Annotated in this window: 14 protein-coding genes and 2 pseudogenes; 6 read left to right on the top strand and 10 right to left on the bottom strand. The window is 37.2% G+C overall.

What is annotated here, in order from left to right; genetic code table 11:
- Window positions 1–676: 676 nt before the first annotated feature.
- A complete protein-coding gene (locus C2M30_RS21875) occupies window positions 677–901 on the top strand; it encodes a hypothetical protein (RefSeq protein ID WP_234004768.1) in 225 nt (74 codons plus the stop codon).
- Window positions 902–1,195: 294 nt separating this feature from the next.
- Entirely contained in the window at window positions 1,196–1,522 is a 327-nt protein-coding gene (locus C2M30_RS21870) for a hypothetical protein (protein ID WP_234004767.1), read from the top strand.
- Between the two features lie 226 nt (window positions 1,523–1,748).
- Here C2M30_RS21870 and C2M30_RS16940 read toward each other — a convergent pair whose 3' ends face one another.
- The 3 genes from C2M30_RS16940 to C2M30_RS16930 all read right to left on the bottom strand — a co-directional run bounded on the left by C2M30_RS16940 (window position 1,749) and on the right by C2M30_RS16930 (window position 4,777).
- On the bottom strand, window positions 1,749–2,627 hold the full coding sequence (locus tag C2M30_RS16940) for a pepsin/retropepsin-like aspartic protease family protein (RefSeq protein ID WP_105172553.1): 879 nt from the start codon (window positions 2,625–2,627) through the stop codon (window positions 1,749–1,751).
- A gap of 66 nt (window positions 2,628–2,693) precedes the next feature.
- Window positions 2,694–4,016: a sensor histidine kinase gene (locus C2M30_RS16935; RefSeq protein ID WP_234004766.1), complete on the bottom strand. Its 1,323-nt coding sequence runs from the start codon at window positions 4,014–4,016 to the stop codon at window positions 2,694–2,696.
- Window positions 4,017–4,081: 65 nt separating this feature from the next.
- Entirely contained in the window at window positions 4,082–4,777 is a 696-nt protein-coding gene (locus tag C2M30_RS16930) for a response regulator transcription factor (RefSeq protein WP_105172551.1), read from the bottom strand.
- Between the two features lie 227 nt (window positions 4,778–5,004).
- Between C2M30_RS16930 and C2M30_RS16925 the strand changes: the two genes are divergently transcribed.
- Together C2M30_RS16925 and C2M30_RS16920 are read left to right on the top strand one after the other, a co-directional pair.
- On the top strand, window positions 5,005–5,622 hold the full coding sequence (locus C2M30_RS16925; protein ID WP_105172550.1) for an outer membrane beta-barrel protein: 618 nt from the start codon (window positions 5,005–5,007) through the stop codon (window positions 5,620–5,622).
- A 180-nt stretch (window positions 5,623–5,802) separates the two neighbouring features.
- Window positions 5,803–6,486, top strand: a complete 684-nt coding sequence (locus C2M30_RS16920; RefSeq protein WP_234004765.1) for a type 1 glutamine amidotransferase domain-containing protein — start codon at window positions 5,803–5,805, stop codon at window positions 6,484–6,486.
- Window positions 6,487–6,585: 99 nt separating this feature from the next.
- Here the strand turns inward: C2M30_RS16920 and C2M30_RS16915 are convergent, their stop codons facing one another.
- The gene (locus tag C2M30_RS16915) at window positions 6,586–7,479 is read right to left on the bottom strand and encodes a DUF5050 domain-containing protein (protein ID WP_105172549.1); all 894 of its coding nucleotides are present in this window, start codon (window positions 7,477–7,479) and stop codon (window positions 6,586–6,588) included.
- A gap of 722 nt (window positions 7,480–8,201) precedes the next feature.
- Between C2M30_RS16915 and C2M30_RS21865 the strand changes: the two are divergent.
- A pseudogene (locus tag C2M30_RS21865) lies at window positions 8,202–9,305 on the top strand (serine hydrolase domain-containing protein).
- A 301-nt stretch (window positions 9,306–9,606) separates the two neighbouring features.
- Here C2M30_RS21865 and C2M30_RS16900 read toward each other — a convergent pair.
- The gene (locus tag C2M30_RS16900; RefSeq protein WP_105172546.1) at window positions 9,607–10,383 is read right to left on the bottom strand and encodes an SDR family NAD(P)-dependent oxidoreductase; all 777 of its coding nucleotides are present in this window, start codon (window positions 10,381–10,383) and stop codon (window positions 9,607–9,609) included.
- Window positions 10,384–10,576: 193 nt separating this feature from the next.
- On the bottom strand, window positions 10,577–10,858 hold the full coding sequence (locus C2M30_RS16895; RefSeq protein ID WP_105172545.1) for a MerR family transcriptional regulator: 282 nt from the start codon (window positions 10,856–10,858) through the stop codon (window positions 10,577–10,579).
- A gap of 309 nt (window positions 10,859–11,167) precedes the next feature.
- Between C2M30_RS16895 and C2M30_RS16890 the strand changes: the two genes are divergently transcribed.
- Window positions 11,168–13,717, top strand: coding sequence for a leucine-rich repeat domain-containing protein (locus tag C2M30_RS16890; RefSeq protein WP_105172544.1), 2,550 nt, complete (start codon window positions 11,168–11,170; stop codon window positions 13,715–13,717).
- 327 nt (window positions 13,718–14,044) lie between these two features.
- On the opposite strand, the gene C2M30_RS16885 is transcribed toward C2M30_RS16890, so the two are convergent.
- The 4 genes and pseudogenes from C2M30_RS16885 to C2M30_RS16870 form a co-directional block, all read right to left on the bottom strand.
- Window positions 14,045–15,019: a transposase gene (locus tag C2M30_RS16885; RefSeq protein WP_105172543.1), complete on the bottom strand. Its 975-nt coding sequence runs from the start codon at window positions 15,017–15,019 to the stop codon at window positions 14,045–14,047.
- Window positions 15,020–15,078: 59 nt separating this feature from the next.
- Window positions 15,079–15,390 (bottom strand): transposase, encoded by a 312-nt coding sequence (locus tag C2M30_RS16880; RefSeq protein ID WP_234004764.1) that lies wholly within the window; start codon window positions 15,388–15,390, stop codon window positions 15,079–15,081.
- 274 nt (window positions 15,391–15,664) lie between these two features.
- Window positions 15,665–15,751: pseudogene (locus tag C2M30_RS21860) on the bottom strand (Type I secretion system protein TolC); the annotation flags it as partial.
- A gap of 377 nt (window positions 15,752–16,128) precedes the next feature.
- Window positions 16,129–17,958 (bottom strand): SIR2 family protein, encoded by a 1,830-nt coding sequence (locus C2M30_RS16870; RefSeq protein WP_105172542.1) that lies wholly within the window; start codon window positions 17,956–17,958, stop codon window positions 16,129–16,131.
- Window positions 17,959–17,967: the final 9 nt, after the last annotated feature.

Raw genomic sequence — 17,967 nt, 5'->3', positions numbered from 1 at the left:
TAGCGCAGTACTGCAGGCTAAAAATCTAAAAGAAGAATGTGTAGATTTCATTGAATATCCTTATTCCTGAGGAATCACAAACAATCAATGGTTATGACCTGCATGCAATTCCTTTTACATGTTTAAAGGTACTTTTGCTGCGCCAACATATTGCACAACGCATTAAAACTGTACCAAAATTGGCGTCAGACTAAAACCCCAAATAACAACAATATCAACGAATATCTCAATAAAAACAACTACTCTAGCGGTTTAGACAGTTAACTAAGTGGATTACAACGCTTATAAAAACGGCGCAGCGATTTCATTTTTAAAAGTTGAAAGTTTGAAGCGGTTTTATGTAAATCAATTTAAACTTTTTATCGAGTTTTTTCAAAAGGCAACCATTTCCCAACAAACCATTATAGTGGTTTGGAAGGTATTCTTTTTTAGGGTAAAAAATTGGGCTTTCAGTTAATTTAGCAAGTAATTTGCGCGCATTCCCTCCGTTGGCACGCCACTCCTTTTCGGGACGCTGGCAACAGTATTTTCGAAAAGATGCGTTTGTTTTATCTCTTAACAATTTAATAATGCCGCACTGTGAATAGTTCAACTTTTTCTTTTTGTAACAAATAAATAACAGCACCTTGCATATCAAAACACAAACAGTTATTGATAAAAAAAGGAGTAATAAAACATGAAGTCTTTAAAAATCTCATTCGCCCTTGTCGCAATTGCTAGTCTGGCATCTATTTATACTTATATTCGTTATCTTGACCACTACACATCTCCCTATTTAGATGTAGTGATTAACTCTCACGTTTTGGGCGAGAGTAGAAAAATTTTTATCCGCTTACCCGATGAATACAATGCGCAAAAAAGTTATCCCTTATTATTAAAACCGATGGTAATTTTAATTTAGACAGATGGGCTGAAACAGTTACCAAGCATGATGACGCTATCGTTGTGGCAATACCAAATCAATTTTGGACAGATACACGAAATCGCGACTTAGTTCCGCCATTTGCGAGAAAAGACGTCAATATTAACGCGCGCCCAACTAATCAAACAGCAAAAGAGCTGTTTGGCCGCGCAGATAGGTTTTTAGCCTTTATTGCAACCGAGTTGCTGCCCTACATAGAAAGTCATTACAAAATTATCAGACGACCGTTCACTCAGCGGTTATTCCGCAGGCGGCAGTTTTGTGTTGTACACCATGATCACTCAACCCTCGCTATTTAACGCCTATTTCGTGTTTAGCCCAGCAGCGTGGTACGACGATTCAGTGGTTGTAAAAGAATTTAAAAAGAACCTATTTAAACTTGAGGGTGCACCAAAGTTTTTTTATTTAAGTTTAGGGGCAAAAGAACCGTCTATTATTACAGGCTCTTTTAAAGGACTGTTAGCAGCGCTCGATGAAAATGCACCTAACAACTTGGTTTGGGCTCATCAATTTACGGAAGGTGCTGATCATGGTAGCAACCCCTACATGTCTATACCCACAGCCGTAACTGAATATTCAGCTTTTAAACAAAGGCTTTAACTACGACCTTAAACAAGGCCTGCTCAATGGGGAAAGTCTGCTCTTGCCCATTGGCTTAAAGTGACAATAACTCAATTAGAATAAAGTGGGTTGCTGTGATTTTTAGCTCTTTAACCCCATAACCCTAACCAAAACATAGGAAAACACCCAAACTAAACCAAATTAGAATGGGTGTTTTTGTAATTTCCTAATGGGTAAACCGTTGATGATTTTTTAGTGTATTGATTTAAAAATAAATATGCTTGGCTTGATAGTCGATTACCAATTTTCCGCCTTTGAAATCTGCAAGGCCTATTAGTATTACAGGCTTATTTTCATAGCCGAGTTTTATAAATACTGGCATGTCAGAAACCGTTGTTTTAGCGCTAGTTACGGTATGTTCTCCAATATTAAAACTAACCTCACCTAACTTTTGTTTTTGTATTGCCTTGCCATGAAGGCCCTTAAGATCTTCTTTGTCTTTTTTCTCAACGTCAAGCTTTGCCAATAGGTGAGAGTTAATAATATTTATAGGTGCACCTGTATCTAACACCGCATCAACATTATGGCCATTAAACTCAACGTTAAACTTAATAAATTCTTCATCAAGCCAAAACGCTTGCGATTTTAAACCATGCGTAACTTGCTCTGAACAGGTTTGTGCGTAAAAAGTCACTTCACTTTTAACAAAGTCTAAAACGGTGCAGTGTTTTTCTAAAAATCCATACCCTAAAATACCCGGCACTTTACCTTGTGCGGTTTTAAGCACGGTTAAATCTTGTGTGATGTAAGGTAAATCCATCACCGCAGTATGGCCAACACGGGTTTTATTTACATTCGCTTGCGTGAGAGTCATTTTGCTTGTTGCACTGGTCACTTCTTCTTTTTCAAGTGCGCTTTCTGGCAATGCCAACTCATTTAATAGGGTATTTGATATAACGCCTGAAGTAGCTGCGGTATCCAAAACCATAGGTACTGTGTCGGCGTTATTTAACTGAGCATCCACCATAACATGGCCATATTGTGTGAACTGCATTGGCATTGTAACCGGTTTAGTGTTCTCTTGATTTGCATGAGTTGAGAAACTCATAATACCCACAACTACTGTACTTAAAATTGCTTTCATAAATCACCTGCTTTGTTCTTCTTTGTTTTGTTAGGTGTACTTTAAAAAGCAATTGTTAAGCAATTATCAAGATTTTTTAAAAAGCCTTAATGAAAACTTTGCGCCTTTATTTGGTTCACTTACTACCGTCAATGTTGCACTTAAGAGCTCCGCAAGTTGCTTACAAATAGGCAACCCGAGGCCTAAGCTATTGGTATCGTTACGCGACGTTTGTACTCTGTAAAAGCGCTCAAAGATATTGTCTAGTTGAGTTTGCGACATGCCCTCACCATGGTCCTCTACGGCAACATCAACATACGTGTCACAAGCGTGTAGACTTACTTTAATAAACCGACCAGCTGAGCCGTATTTAAACGCATTATCAAGTAGGTTTACCAATATTTGCCTCAGTCTTTTAGCATCGGTGACTAACTTAGTGTTTGGTGCTAAATCCGATGTAAACACAATGCCAAGCGAACTTGCCTGATGCTGATACTTAGCCATTAAATCAGTAATAAGCTGTGTAATATCAACTTCTTCAAATTGTAAGGTCAGCTGATTTGATTCGGTCAGCGATAACAGGCTTAAGTCATCAATTAACTGACTCAGTGATTCAACCTCTTTACCAAGTACGCTTAGCTGCTCAGGCTCCATCGGTAATATCCCGTCTTCCATTGCTTCAACCCGTGAACGAATGGCGTTGAGCGGTGTACGTAGTTCATGAGAAAGGTCTGAATTCATTTGTCGATATTGCTGATGCAACCCTTGCAACCACGCAGCAAGGCGGTTGAAACTGGCTAGGATTTCACCTACCTCATCGTGTTTGGTTACTTCAATACGGGTGTCTAAATTGCCATTTTCAATATCTTTAAAACTGTGTTTAAGGTATTTTAGCGGCTTTAAAAAGTACCATGCTCCCAACCAAGATAAGAGCGCAGCAAGCAAAGATAAACCAAGCAAACTCAGCATAAATTCATCGGCCAAGCGCGACATCAACAAAGACTGTTGGTGCTTTCGCTCCAGCGTGTTTTTGGGTAACCAAAACAATGCATATTCACCCGTTTGGTCATGCAGTAGTAACTGTTCTTGGCTGAATTGAATTAATAATGGAGACTGCTTAAGCGGCGTTATTTTAAACTGATGACCGCGCTCCACAGCAATATAGGTAATCTGTAAATCGGTCGCACTTTCTGATGGCAAAATAACGCGCGCATTTTGCACCAAAATAAATAACTGCTCAGTAAAGATGTGAGATAGCGCGGTATGTTGTTGCTGAACAGGCAAGTTAGATGGCAACGAAGTAATCTGCGCTTCCACTTCATCATCATCCAGTAACTCGGTGGTCATTTGTACAACACTTTTTTGGTTAAACTCGACAAATGCATTACTTGCTGTGTATACACTTAACAAGTAATAAATTCCCAATAATACAAAAGTGCAACTAGCAACTAAGAGCGTAAATTTGGTACGTAATTTCATTGTGTTTTAGCCGCGACAAACTGATAACCTTGACCATAGTGTGTGGCAATATAGGTTGGATCTTTTTTACTATCACCCAATTTTTTACGTAAGTTGGCTAAATGGGTATCGACTGCTCTATCGGTGATATCGCTACGCCCTTGCCATACGAGATCAATCAGTTGTTCGCGCGAGATAATACGCTTTGCATGAGTGACTAAACTAACCAAAATGGCAAACTCAACAGCGGTAAGTTTTAAATGATCGCCAGCCAGTTTTACCAATTTGGCATCGACATCAATTTCTAACTGGCCGAACAACCATACTTGGTGCGCTCCTGCATGCTTATAACTGCGTTTAAGCAACGCTTGAACACGCGATACCACTTCTCTTGGGCTGTAGGGTTTACACACATAATCATCAGCGCCTAAGTCAAAGCCGTGAATGCGGTCGCTTTCAGTTACCTTTGCCGTCACCATAATGCTGGGAATGTCTTTTTTCGCCGCATTTTTTAATAAAGAGAAGCCATCTCCTCCTGGCATCATAACGTCGAAAATAGCTAACTGAAACGCCAAATTATCTAGCGCCCGCTGAGCATCGACTGCATTATCAAAGTGACTAACTCGGTAACCTTGCTTTTCAAGATAAAGGGTTAAAATTTGTGCACTGGCGACATCATCTTCAACGTATAAAATATTAATAGCACTACTCATTGCATTCCTATGCAGATCACATATCACTTCAAAAGCAACAAACTACAACAGCCAAGTAACTATTGCAAAATCAACACGCATCAAACCTGCATTTAATGGGATGTTCTTCATTCAAAATTATAAAAAGCATTTTCTATTACAATTAGTTACAACATTTAGGATACAACGCAATGATTGAGCAATATAATGCCGAAAATTACTCAACCTATTAATTAGTAAGGATCATTATGAAAAAGGTAGTATTACTTGTTTCATCGCTAGCATTAGCAGGATTAAGCTCATCAGCGCTAGCGAATGGCATTTATTTAGGCGCAGCGTATAACAACCAAAAACTTTCCCCAAATGAGGCTGATGCCGGTTCTTTCAGTGTTAAAACTGTTGACCTAGTTGCTGGTTATCAAGTAAACCAGTACTTCTCTGTTGAAGCTAGCGTTGTTGTTTCTTCAAACGATGATTTGTTTGAAGCAAAAGATGCCTACTATTTCACACAAGAGTATGTGGACATCGACAGCCAATGGTCACTAAAAGCCAAAGGCACTTACCCTATCAGCGATGCATTTAGCGTATTTGCTTATGCTTCGTATCTGGACACAGAAATTAAAGGCGAATTTGTAGAATTCCGGTTAGACGAAAATGGTGCAACAACGGGCATACCGTCTCGAGGTTCGTTTGCATTTTCAGATTCTGGCGTGGGTTTTGGTTTAGGTGCACAGTATAACTTTAATGAAAACTGGGCAGTTTATGCAGATTACAGCTTACATCCTGATTTCGAAATCAAAGTTGATGAAAGTAGCGCTAAAATTGATCACGATTCATTTTCATTCGGCGTGACTTACAAGTTCTAATCTTTAAAAAGAGCGGATAACCCGCTCTTTTTAAATTATTGCAATATCTTTGTTATTAGCTGTTTGTAACATGCTTATTGATACTTGTGAGTTGTCTATGAGATAGCACTGACTCTATTTAGGTATGCTACTACAAACCTACTCTAAGCCTATTATCCCTGCGTGAATACGTTAGGCGCAATGAATAAACGTGTTTTATTTATTACTTCAAGCGCGGATCATCATGGTGAGTCTAGTTTACCAACAGGCGTTAGTTTTTCTGAGTTAGTTGAAGCTTATGAAGTGTTTATTAATGCGGGTTATCAGGTTGATGTTGTCAGTACACAAGGTGGTAAATTACCTCTTGCTTATATCAACACATCAAACGAAAAGCACAAAAAGTTTGTTTATAACCAAGACTTTATGTATTTATTAGCAAATACGTTAGCACCAGAACAAGTAGATGCGAGCCAATATTTAGCGGTGCATTATGTAGGCGGTGGTAATGCTATGTATCAGGTTGCCGAAAACAAAGCATTGCAAGCAATTGCAATGGCGGTATATGAACAAAACAATGGCATTGTTTCATCGGTGTGCCACGGAACAGCCGGCATTGTTAACCTAAAACTAAGTAATGGCGAATATCTCATTACTGGGCGCAAAGTGAGTGGTTACCCAACCGCTTTTGAAAAAACAGATGCTGCTTATTATCAACAATTTCCATTTGATATTGAAAACACCATAAAACAACGTGGCGGTAAGTTTTCATATAGAGAGCGCAATCAATCTTACATACAAATCGATGGTCGCATTATTACTGGTACGAATTACCAATCATCAAAAGCGGTTGCATTGGCGATGGTAGAAACGATGAATGATATGTAATTTCTAATATCAACATAATAGGCCTAAATTGCTAGGCCCATTGATGAGTAAAAGGGTCACCCACTTGTCAGCCGCTGTAAAATGTGCGATACCATTTTTTTATGGTGTCTTAATCCATGAAGCTTGTGACGCACCAGTAATCAGCTTTTGCAATTCGCTTCCGTCATGATTAATTTTGTATATGTCGGAAAATTGATTTGGCACCTCAGACGTAAATATAATTTCTTTACCATCTGAAGACCAAGATGGGTTCCAATCGTCAACATTGTTATAGGTCAGTCGCGTTTGGCTTGTACCATCTATGTTCATGATATAAATTTCTCTATTACCATCTCTATTAGACATAAACACAATCTTTTGTTCATTAGGTGAAATATCTGGATACCAATTTTCGGCGTCATTATTGGTTAACTGGATCAAGTTAGAGCCGTCGACGTTAGCGATGTAAATAGCGCTAGTTGTATCCTGAGTAAAAAATAATATTCTATTATTAGATATGAATTTAGGCCCTACACCTCGAAGCAATTTTATTTGTTGTGTTTTCGAACCATCCGCAGCAGCAATCCAAATTTCATTTTGCCACTCACCTTGTCCATTTTTGTATTCTCGAGCAAAAGTAATATTTTGACTATCAGCAGACCAAGATGGAGCGCTATCCCAAACGTTTGGCGTATTTGTAATTCGGCGAATGTCTGAGCCATCAAGATTAACGATATGGATAGACCAAGTTTTGTTATTATCGTATTTGCCATAAAAAGCCATTTTTGTTCCATCTGGAGAAACCGAAGGGTAGCCTTCTACTTTGATAAAATTGGTCACTTGCTTAGCGTAGTTACCATCTGCATCGGCAAAATGAATGTGACGTTCGTCATTGACTTTGTATGAGAAAGCGATGGAATAAGTTGGTTCTTGCGAAGGAGTGTTTAGTTGACACCCTGATAACAAGGCAATCGATGTTACCAGTACACTTCCTAAAATCGCTATCCGTTTCATGTAATCATCCTTAAGCTAAGGCCTAGTTTTTATGCTAAATATCAATACGATAAACTTAATGATGAATAAACCATAAGAAATAAATGTAACATAATGCTTAAAAGTTAATTCCACTCATAAATCAATAGAAAAATTTTGAATTAATCTCGTTTCAACCAGACTGATTTATTGTTTTCTTGGAACCGCCATGATTTCTCATCCTTAAGAAGTGTTACTTACCCTAAACATAGAAAAACCCCCAAACTAAATCGAATTAGAGTGGGTGTCTTTGTTATTCTTTTTTATGATAGAAAGGAGTATCAACCAGACTGATTTGCTGTTTTCTTGGAACCGCCATGACTTCTCATCCTTAAGAAGTGGTACTTACCCTAAACATAGTAAACACCCAAACTAAATCAAATAAAATGGGTGTCGTTGTTATCCCTAAACTCGAACTTTTTAATAACTATTTAAACCTTTTTGGCAAAAAGGCGCGTCATAAGGAGATATTAATAAAATATCTAGCTTTTCATTTGTTTAGATTTGAGGCTCCACTTCATTGTTTGGTGCAGTTTTCTTCAACACCATTTGATAAACCGTGGAATTGCGTCTTGTTATTTGCCAATAAAAGGCAATACGCAACCAAAAGCTTTGTGTCATTTTCGATGTTATAAATTGTCGATATTTTGAGTTTAAACAACATTTAGATTGTAGTTATTATAAATTCTTAAGGGAGTAAAATTATGAGGCGTTGTTGGTTACCAATATTTATTGGTTTAGGCCTTTTGCTTAGTGGTTGTAAAAACAATGAAAGTTTACAGTCAGTACTTACACAACAAATTGCGAGCAACACAGAATCATACGGCATTAATGCTTCCTCAGTAGTTGTTGTAAAAAATGGTAAGCAACTTTATAAAAGCCATCACGGAGTAATGGCGGTTAATAGTACAGAGAAGGTTTCTGACACAAGTATTTTTCCGATTTACTCAGTGGCTAAACTGTTTGCGAGCACCCTAACTATGCAATTAGCAGAACAAGGTAAATTGCAACTATCAGACCCAATTTCACAGCACCTAGATGGCTTACCTAGTGCATGGCAACATATTACAATTTCACAGTTACTCAATCATGCCTCAGGGTTACCAGAGTTTTATGATGTAAAAGACGGAAAGTTTATTGGCCCTGCAACCTTGCAAGAGGTAATTGATGAAATCAAAAATAAACCTTTGATGTTTGAGCCTAATACACAAACACAATACAACCAAACAGGCTACTTACTTGTCCGTATGCTGATTGAGAAAATGTACCAGCAAAGTTATGAGCAAAGTGTCAAAGACAAAATATGATCACCGCTAGGGCTTAAAAATACGTTTCTAGACTTAAACAATGTGCCTAAAGCGCGCTTGGTAGCAGCCTATCGACCTAATAGCGGTAAAACATTAAAAACCAGTGAGTTCTTTTTTCCACTATATGGAAGCAGTGCGGGTAGTATTTATTCCTCAGCTGAAGATTTGAGCCTGTTTATCACTGCGTTAGCACAAGGTAAGCTTGTATCGCAGGACAAACTGTTAGCTTTTTGGCAGCCCCATCAACTTCACGATGATGAGAGCTATTTTGCTTCTGGTTGGGTAATTGATAACGCTGGTAACTGGCAACATGTGGGTCACGATGGCGGCGCTTCTTTACGGGCAAGGTTACTTTATCAAAATAACTTAGATGAGTTTTTTGTCGTGGTTTATTTAACTAACGGCAACAAAAGCGGTGTTTGGTCTTCAACGTTAACTAATTCGGTTCAGCAGCACATACTACCTGATTATTACTCTCGTATAGCGACTTGGTTTTACTAAGCTATGAGGAACTCAAAAAGGCAAGGCACGTAGGAAGTCTTTTTCAATGGGGTCAGAGTCGTTGATTTTAATTTCTAATGGGGTTAAAGATTGATTATAACCCCGTTGATTTCACTATTATTTCTTTTTGTTATCTCGGATTTAAAAATAAAACTAACAAACTGACATCTATTTAAGCGATGGAAGACTTCTTGTCATAGCACTTTATAAAAAACTCAATTTCTAAGTTTATAAGCCAGCTTCGATAATAAGCTCAACGCTGGCTTTTTTATAATTGAGAAGCGGCCTTCGTAACGTCGAGCTAAATATTTGTCATTGCTTGGCTGTATATTTTAAGCAGCATGGTTTTTGGCAATATGCGGTTGAAAAATACGTAAAATTTATTGTTTAAAAACGGCACCTCACGGTATTTACCTTTAAATAATGCTTTTAAGCCAAGTTTCGCTACTTTTTCTGGGCTTACACGATATTTTGATGAGAAAGTGCCTCCCCCTCTACTCGACACGTCATCACCATTAAAACTAAAGAAACCCGTATCAGTTCTACCTGGTGACAAGCAGGTAATACTCACCCCCTTGTTTTTCATTTCAATCGCTAACGACTCACTAAAACTAGCAACGTAGGCTTTACTTGCTGCATAGGCAGCCATGTATGGCTGGGGTTGGTAAGCTGCCGTAGAGGCAACATTCAGGATATAGCCGAGGCCTTGCTTTTCCATTCGTTTTGCGAAGAACTCGCTTAAATGGGTGAGAGCCGAAATGTTAACAGAAATCACAGCGTGTACTTGCTTAGGCGGTAATTCACAGTGCGCCCCATGTAAGCCGAAACCCGCATTATTTATAGCAATATCAATAGTATTCTCATATTGCGATAGCCGTTTTATTAGTTCATTGTGGGCATTGGTTTGGGACAAGTCTAAGCATACATTTGAAACTACACCTGCAATTTCATCTTGTAATCTAGCTAACTTTTCTTCATTTCTACCATGGAGTATTAAAGAGTACCCCTGCGTAGATAATTCTTTCGCAAAGGCCAAACCTATGCCTGATGTTGCGCCTGTAATAAATGCTGTTTTCATGTTTGTGACCTGTTAATTGACTGAGGCCTTCATCCTAAACTCTCCCGTATAGGGGAGAGTCAACAGCATATGTAAAATATTTTTATTTAGTAAAGTCAGGCACTGGTAAGTCACTCACTAAGCATTGGTTGTATTTCATAACTTGTGCTTCCAGCAACGCCATATCTGACAGCGTTTGATTAAGTATTTCAATTTACTCAACAACATTAGTACGCTTTTTATCTAGCGCTTGCCTTAATTGAGTGATAGGTACTAACCCTTGCTGAGTTTTGGATTGAGCGATGTCTTTTAGTTCATCCAATGTAAAACCAAGCTTTTTAGCGAGTTTTATCATCTCTAACACCGGAATATAGCTTTCGTCATAGACTCGATATTTACCTTCTCTCTGCGCAGGCTTAATTAAACCAATTTCTTCATAGTATCTTATTGCCTTAATACTTATTCCGACTTTTTTAGATAGCTTTCCAATAAACATAAAGCCTGACTCCATCAATTTTTTAAAAGTAATTTAACACAGCAAACTTACTAAAACACTGATTGGATCAGTACAAAGTTTATATGGGAATCAATAAATTAAATAAAAAGCGAAGGGGTCAAATCTTGCATTGTGCAACAGCTCGGCTAACTGCCCCCAACAATTACCACACTGGTTGCTTTTAAACTTTTAATCTCGATTATAAACTCACCTGTAGCCCCATACATATTGTGTACGCCACCTCCTTTAACGTATTATTCATGTTTTTATCAAATCAAATATACCATATTAAATTTAAAAGGATTTTTTGTGAACAAAACACTCTCTCGCAAGCTAGTTGCATTTGCTCTCTCTTCATTTCTCATAGGTTGTGGCGGTGGCTCCGATAGTAAAAAAGATTCAACTCCTGCTGTCGTAAACGATGCTCCAACTATCTCAGCGTTTTCTCCTGTCGAAGTATACGAACGACAAACGGTTACAGTTACACCTGATGCAAGTGATAATGACGGTAGTATCACGCAGTATTTGTGGCAGCAAACTTCAGGCACAGACATTGTTCAATTTGCTGCAAATGAATCAGAATTACGTTTTGTTGCACCCGATTTACAACAAGATGAAATAGTTACATTTGAGTTAACTGTTACTGACAATGATTCAGCAACGGCTAAACAGATAGTTGAAATTACACTAAAAGCGTATCAAAACATTGAAGACCATCTTATTGATAACGCAGGCTTAAACATGTGTATCTCTCAATACGAGAACGCGGACTTAGGCATAGAATCTTTAGAGTGTATAAGCGAATCAATCGAAAGTTTAAAGGGCATTGAACTATTTACGCGATTGGAGAAAATAAACATACAAAGCAACAAGCTAAGTAATGTCAGCTGGTTAACTGAATTAAATAACATAAAGGATTTGCAGCTCACACATGCGACAATTGATAATATTAGTAAAGACATAAAAAAAATTAGCTCGTTACAATCACTGTCTCTAAATAGTGCTCCATATACCTATAGCAAGATAGATGCAGACGATATTGCGCAGCTGACTTCACTCACTTCGTTAAGTTTAAATAATTTCGAAATAACTAACTTGGATGAATTTCATAGATTAGCCAACATTGAAAGCCTTTCACTTACCGATCTAAACTTAACTTCTCTTAGTTTCTTAGTGGACTGGACTAAACTAACTAGCCTGAATGTTTCACATAATTTAAGACTCTCTGACTTAAGCGCACTTATAAACCAAACTCAATTACTTAAGCTAGATGTGTCTGAAACCGCATTGTCTGATTTTAATCCGATTTCCAAACTTGTAAATTTAAAGCACTTAACACTAAACAGAGCCAATTCAGGCGTACTTGATATCAAAACGCTAGAACCTCTAAAACAGCTAGAAACGCTTGAAATCAATAATCTAAGAATTGAGTCGTTAAATAGTTTAGAAGCTTTAACCCAATTGACCTACCTTAGTGTAGCTTCTTCTAATTTAAGCAACATATCGTTCTTGTCCAAGTTAACTGAAATAAAAGAGTTAGACATAAGTGGTAACGCCCGCCTATCTGATATTAGCCATTTAATTCACTTATCAAAACTCCAAGTTTTAAGGGCTAGCAATAACCAAAACTTAGACGATTTATCACCTTTAGCCGAAGTAACGAGTTTAAAAGAGCTAGAACTAAGCAACTTGTATTATTCGTATGGTAGAGGAATAATTGATATATCACCTTTGAAGAATTTATCATCTTTGGAAAGATTAGACTTAAATAGTAATAGGTTAGAAAATATAGACACGTTGTCATACCTAACAAATTTAAAAGAGCTTAATGTATCCTCAGCACAGCTCGATACTTTATTTAATTTTAGTCAACTTCAATCCATTGAAAAGCTTGATGCTAGTGCAAGTGGTTTAACATCAATTGACGAGCTAAACACGGTTGTTAGCCCTTATTTAGAAGAGATAAACCTGACAGGTAACGCTATTGCTGACATTAGCGGAATTAAAAATTTAGTAACGCTAAAAAGGTTAGATTTATCAGCCAACGATGTTGAAGACATTAGCCCTATTTCAGAATTGACTGAACTCGAAGTTTTGTCTTTATCTGAAAATCCAATTAAAAATATTGACGCTTTAGATAACCTCACAAACCTAAAAACTTTATCACTACGTGGGCTCACTGAAGTTACAAACATTGATAGCTTATTTAAATTAACAGCATTAAAAACTTTAGAACTTCATGATTCTTATAATATTTTATGTGAGGATATTGCGCGCTTAAAGCTTGAACTTAAAGAAACTAATATTTTAAGTTATAACAACTGTTTATCTAGCCCCGCCGATTTGAATTTAATTGAGGATGTAAACTTATTACATTGTATAACTGTAGGAAAGACAATCGTTGATATTAACGACATTACTTATTTGACTTGTTACGATAACGATATAAGCTCACTGAAAGGCTTAGAGCAATTTGTTAACATAACTGAGCTCAACTTAACTAAAAATAAAGTAACAAACATAAGTCCCTTATCAAGCCTAACATCATTAGAACACCTGAATCTAAATGACAATCAGGGCATAACAGACTTATCTCCTCTAGCTGACCTAACCAATATTTTCGCATTAAGGCTCGCAAATACCGGAGTCTCAGACATTACTCCACTATCAGGATTAACGGCTATGAAAATGCTTTTCCTATCGCAAAATAACATACTTGATGCATCTCCTCTTATTCCATTAAATAGACTAGGAGCATTGTATCTCAGCGGCAATAACTCTTTAGATTGCTCTACATTAAAAGAAGTTAAAGAACTTGATTCACTTTATCATCTAACTATTCCAGAACATTGTCAGTAACTACTACTAACAAAACGAAAGGAACATCTTCTAGTCAGCACCTGTTAACTATGCTAACAGGTGCTGACCGGAGGCTGTTATTGCTGTATCGGAAGGAGTACCTAGGACACCCACTTTAATTATTGCTCAGTTGACCGAGCAACTAGAAACACTCCTGCAAATGACGCTTCGATTTCATTATCAAAAATTGAAAGCTTGCAGCGTGTTAATATTAATAAATATGGATTTCATGTAAAAATCTTATCGAGAGATAATATCCCTCCCCATAAACCTTTACCTTTTTGGTGAGCATTTTTGTTTACGATGTTGATTGAATTTCGCGATTAATTAAGCAAGTAGTTTGCTAGCATTCGCCACATTCGGTCGTCGTTTCTTTTCTAAGTGCTCGCAGTAATCAATTAAATGTTCTGGTTTGCCGACTGCACCATGAAACGCTTTAGTAAATTGAGTAGTGAGTTTTAGCCAATTTTCAGGGGTGATTGATAAACGGGTTAATAACTGAGGTGTGTCGCTTTGGATTACACCGCGTTTGTCCTCTCGAAGAATACGTCCCGTTAGCTCAACAAGTTCTAAGTAACTTTTTAGTTCAAACGGCAATCCCTTTGGCATGTGCTTTCTTGGATTGCCAATAAATTTCATAAGTGGTTTTGGTTGTTTGCCTGTTAACGCTGCTTTTATTCTTTGCTGAATGCTAGTGTATTCTGAACCCTCTGGTGTGTTTGCAATCTTTGCTCGTATTGGGTTTAGGTCAACGTATGCCATACAGGCAGCAAGTGCGGCTTCATCTAGTAATGCTTGTGATTTAAAACGCCCTTCCCAGAAGCGGCCAGTACAGTTATCTTCAAAATTAGCTTTACGCGCAATATCTTCATTAAGCACTCGCATAAACCAGCTAATATCCATTAGCCGATTGCGGAAAACTTGAGTCATTTCATCAAGTGTAAATTGTTCAGATGGGTTTAGCTGCTCACCAGTTAAGTATTTTTGTGTAAGCAAATTACCCTTAAACAATTTATGCCAGCGAATAATGATGGCTTTCTGCTTTAACCGTTTTGCTTTTTTCTCATCGACACACAATACAATGTGAGTGTGATTGCTCATTACTGCATAAGCACAAACATCAATACAAAACACCTTGGTCAACTCAAATAACTTATCTTCAACCCAAGCTCTTCGGTGCTCAAACGACTGCCCTGTGACTTTATCTTCGCCACATAAAAAAGCTCGCCTTACGCAACGCGAAATACAATGATAGAAAGGAGTATCAACCAAACTGATTTGTTGTTTTCTTGGAACCGCCATGACTTCTCATCCTTAAGAAGTGGTACTTACCCTAAACATAGAAAAACACCCAAACTAAATCAAATTAGAGTGGGTGTCTTTGTTATTTCTACTCGTTGATAGTTTCGATTAAAACGTTGTGTATAAACACCATTTAGCTGTCTCATACCTTTAGACAAATTAGCATCGGGTGTTTCAATCAATAAGTGGTAGTGATTCGTCATCAAGCAATAAGCATGAATTACCCAATTGTATCGGTCACAAACATCGCTAAGTACTTCAATGAAAGTGGAAAAATCTGATTCATTCCGAAAGATAGGCTTTCGCTCATTGCCACGAGAAGTAACGTGGTAGAGCGCACCTGCAAACTCCAATCTAAGTGGTCGACTCATCCTTAAGCCCCAACAAACAAAAAGGTTAGCTAAAGTATAGCTAACCTTTTAAAAAAATAACCGAACCGTTTTATTAGCGATGCACAATGCAAGACCTGACCCCAATGGTTATTTGCTTGGTTATTTGCTTAAATCAAATTAGAGTGGGTGTCTTTGTTATTTTTTCTAGTGATAGTCGGTTAAGCGAAGCGTATTGAGGAATAAAGTGAGTTTAGTTTGAAAACACCCAAACTAAATCAAATTAGAGTGGGTGTCTTTGTTATTCAATTTCCTGCAAAAAGGCACGCCTTACGCAACGCGAAATACAATGATAGAAAGGAGTATCAACCAGACTGATTTGCTGTTTTCTTGGAACCGCCATGACTTCTCATCCTTAAGAAGTGTTACCTACCCTAAACATAGAAAAACACCCAAACTAAATCAAATTAGAGTGGGTGTCTTTGTTATTTGCTTCTTGATTTATAAAAGAAATAAAGTGCTGATATGACAAAAGGTAAAACCAAGTGATAGTCGGTTAAGCGAAGCGTATTGAGGAATAAAAAGTGAGTTTAGTTTTAAAACACCCAAACTAAATCAAATTAGAGTGGGTGTTTTTGTAAATCTCTAGACGGGTCAAGAAAAGTGAAAGCTTGACCCAGTTTTGTAGTGACGAAAGTTACTAAGCTACTATTTAACTTTACTAGCTTGAGGTTTTTTAGGTGGTACATAATAAATTTTATCTTTCATATCTATATCCTTTTAATTTGAACTATCTGCGAAAGGTAATATGTTCTCTTCGTCTGTCTCATCAGCCTCATCTTCATGAGAGCTTGAAAAGCCTGCTTCCTTAGCAAGCTCTATTAACTTTGCATATAAATCTTCTGAAATCAAGTTTATTATAGGCATTTCACGGTTTAAAATATTACTAAATTCTACTTTATCAAAGCTATGGGCACACTTGAGGATAACATCTTCTTCTTCCAAGATAATTGCTAGTCCAAAACTCAGCCAGTTGTCATTCTTTTCAAGGGATGTTTTTAGATAACTTTCCAGTAAATTTTTGGTTGCAGTTTCAATTTCTTTATCTTCCATTCTGTAACTTAAAGCGAGGTTTAAGTTTAGGAAAATCTCTGAACGCTCATGAGTAAAGTTTTTACCCAGAGTCATTTTTATCAATCGTCTTGACTCGTCAAAATGACCTTGAGATAGCAAATCTACACATGTACTAATCAAGGTTGATAGTTCATTGGTTGTTAGTTTATTGATACTTTTAAAGTTACTCAAAACGGATTCAAACTCACCAAAGTTATTTAGTTTCGACATTGATTTTATAGCTATGCAAATTGTGTCAATTCTAATCTTTGATTTTAAAGCTTCTAAGGAAAACGTTAATGCCTCATCAAATGCGTCTTCTCTAAATGTTGCTGCTGCAAGCAATGCTTTAGGTGTTGAAATTGCTAATAAGTCATCATATTCATTTTTTACAATATGCGTGTCTGAAGTAAGTTGTTTAACTACATCTAATAATTGCTCCCTTGAAGCGCCATCCTCTACACTGGATAAAGTATCTTTAATCCTATTAATTAAATCCAAAGCTGAATGGATATGTTGAATATGATCTGATAACTGATTGATATCGTCTTGAATAATTGGATTATGTTCACCGTCTTCATTAAAGTTGCTTACAAAGTTATCTAGCCTTTTAGCCAAGGCATCGTATGGATTAGCTACTTCGTCTTGTAATTTCAAATTCAATGAGTGGTTTATATCTGCAAAAAACTCATCAAAACCTTCAATCTCAACTATATGAAAACGGTCAAAACGAGTGAGGTTGATGACTCCTGGAGATAAAGGAGAGTCTTTCCGAACACACCAGTAAATACCATGTGGAAAATTAGAATCATTATGAAGAAGAGTGTTTAAAGTATCCATAATAGATCTATCATTCCCCGCATAACCAACAACAATCATTCCAAATTCAGAAGCATACTGTTTGAATTTCGAGCGCATATTATTCTCTAGGGACTCTAACTCACGAACTGTATTCTTTATATCATCGAACAAAAAATCTCCATGAAGTTTTACAATTTTAGGCCTTATAGATGTTAACCTGACACTTTTTATACTTGAATCATGTGCTGAAACTATAGGACGTAGGTCTTTAGAGAACATGTAACAAGCTTCGTTTAAAAGGTCATCGAAGTTTGTTGTAAATACTGTATTGAAACATTGCTCTTTTAGTAAATTTACCAAATAAATATAGCCCCAAGATGGAGAAGCGTCTTCAATGCAGCTTTCTATAAACTCTCTTCTTTGACTAGGTTGATCATAAAGGGTTTCAAAAAGCTCTGAGTACTCACTATTTTCTCCATACCAATGGCGTTGCTCCAAATCTTCAACCCCATGCATATCGATATATTCTTCTCTCCACTTTTCAATCAGCTTGCCAGCAGGTAATACACCACTTGTAACACTAGCACCTGCTCCCAGAAATAAAGTAAAGTTTGGGTGATGGTTTGATGTCGTTTTAAGAATATTTATCAAATGTTTTTGAGGTTTGCGCGGAATTTGTTCCATCATAGCTTCCATATTTTTTTA

It is taken from the genome of Pseudoalteromonas sp. T1lg24 (assembly GCF_002964745.1).
GTDB classification, from domain to species: domain Bacteria; phylum Pseudomonadota; class Gammaproteobacteria; order Enterobacterales; family Alteromonadaceae; genus Pseudoalteromonas; species Pseudoalteromonas spongiae.
This window is presented reverse-complemented; position numbering and strand designations above follow the sequence as displayed.

Bases quoted from the DNA above. Each gene is read 5' to 3' on its own strand.
- C2M30_RS21875 (WP_234004768.1), top strand. From the start codon at position 677: ATGAAGTCTTTAAAAATCTCATTCGCCCTTGTCGCAATTGCTAGTCTG.
- C2M30_RS21870 (WP_234004767.1), top strand. From the start codon at position 1,196: ATGATCACTCAACCCTCGCTATTTAACGCCTATTTCGTGTTTAGCCCA.
- C2M30_RS16940 (WP_105172553.1), bottom strand. From the start codon at position 2,627: ATGAAAGCAATTTTAAGTACAGTAGTTGTGGGTATTATGAGTTTCTCA.
- C2M30_RS16930 (WP_105172551.1), bottom strand. From the start codon at position 4,777: ATGAGTAGTGCTATTAATATTTTATACGTTGAAGATGATGTCGCCAGT.
- C2M30_RS16925 (WP_105172550.1), top strand. From the start codon at position 5,005: ATGAAAAAGGTAGTATTACTTGTTTCATCGCTAGCATTAGCAGGATTA.
- C2M30_RS16920 (WP_234004765.1), top strand. From the start codon at position 5,803: ATGAATAAACGTGTTTTATTTATTACTTCAAGCGCGGATCATCATGGT.
- C2M30_RS16915 (WP_105172549.1), bottom strand. From the start codon at position 7,479: ATGAAACGGATAGCGATTTTAGGAAGTGTACTGGTAACATCGATTGCC.
- C2M30_RS16900 (WP_105172546.1), bottom strand. From the start codon at position 10,383: ATGAAAACAGCATTTATTACAGGCGCAACATCAGGCATAGGTTTGGCC.
- C2M30_RS16895 (WP_105172545.1), bottom strand. From the start codon at position 10,858: ATGTTTATTGGAAAGCTATCTAAAAAAGTCGGAATAAGTATTAAGGCA.
- C2M30_RS16885 (WP_105172543.1), bottom strand. From the start codon at position 15,019: ATGGCGGTTCCAAGAAAACAACAAATCAGTTTGGTTGATACTCCTTTC.
- C2M30_RS16880 (WP_234004764.1), bottom strand. From the start codon at position 15,390: ATGAGTCGACCACTTAGATTGGAGTTTGCAGGTGCGCTCTACCACGTT.
- C2M30_RS16870 (WP_105172542.1), bottom strand. From the start codon at position 17,958: ATGGAAGCTATGATGGAACAAATTCCGCGCAAACCTCAAAAACATTTG.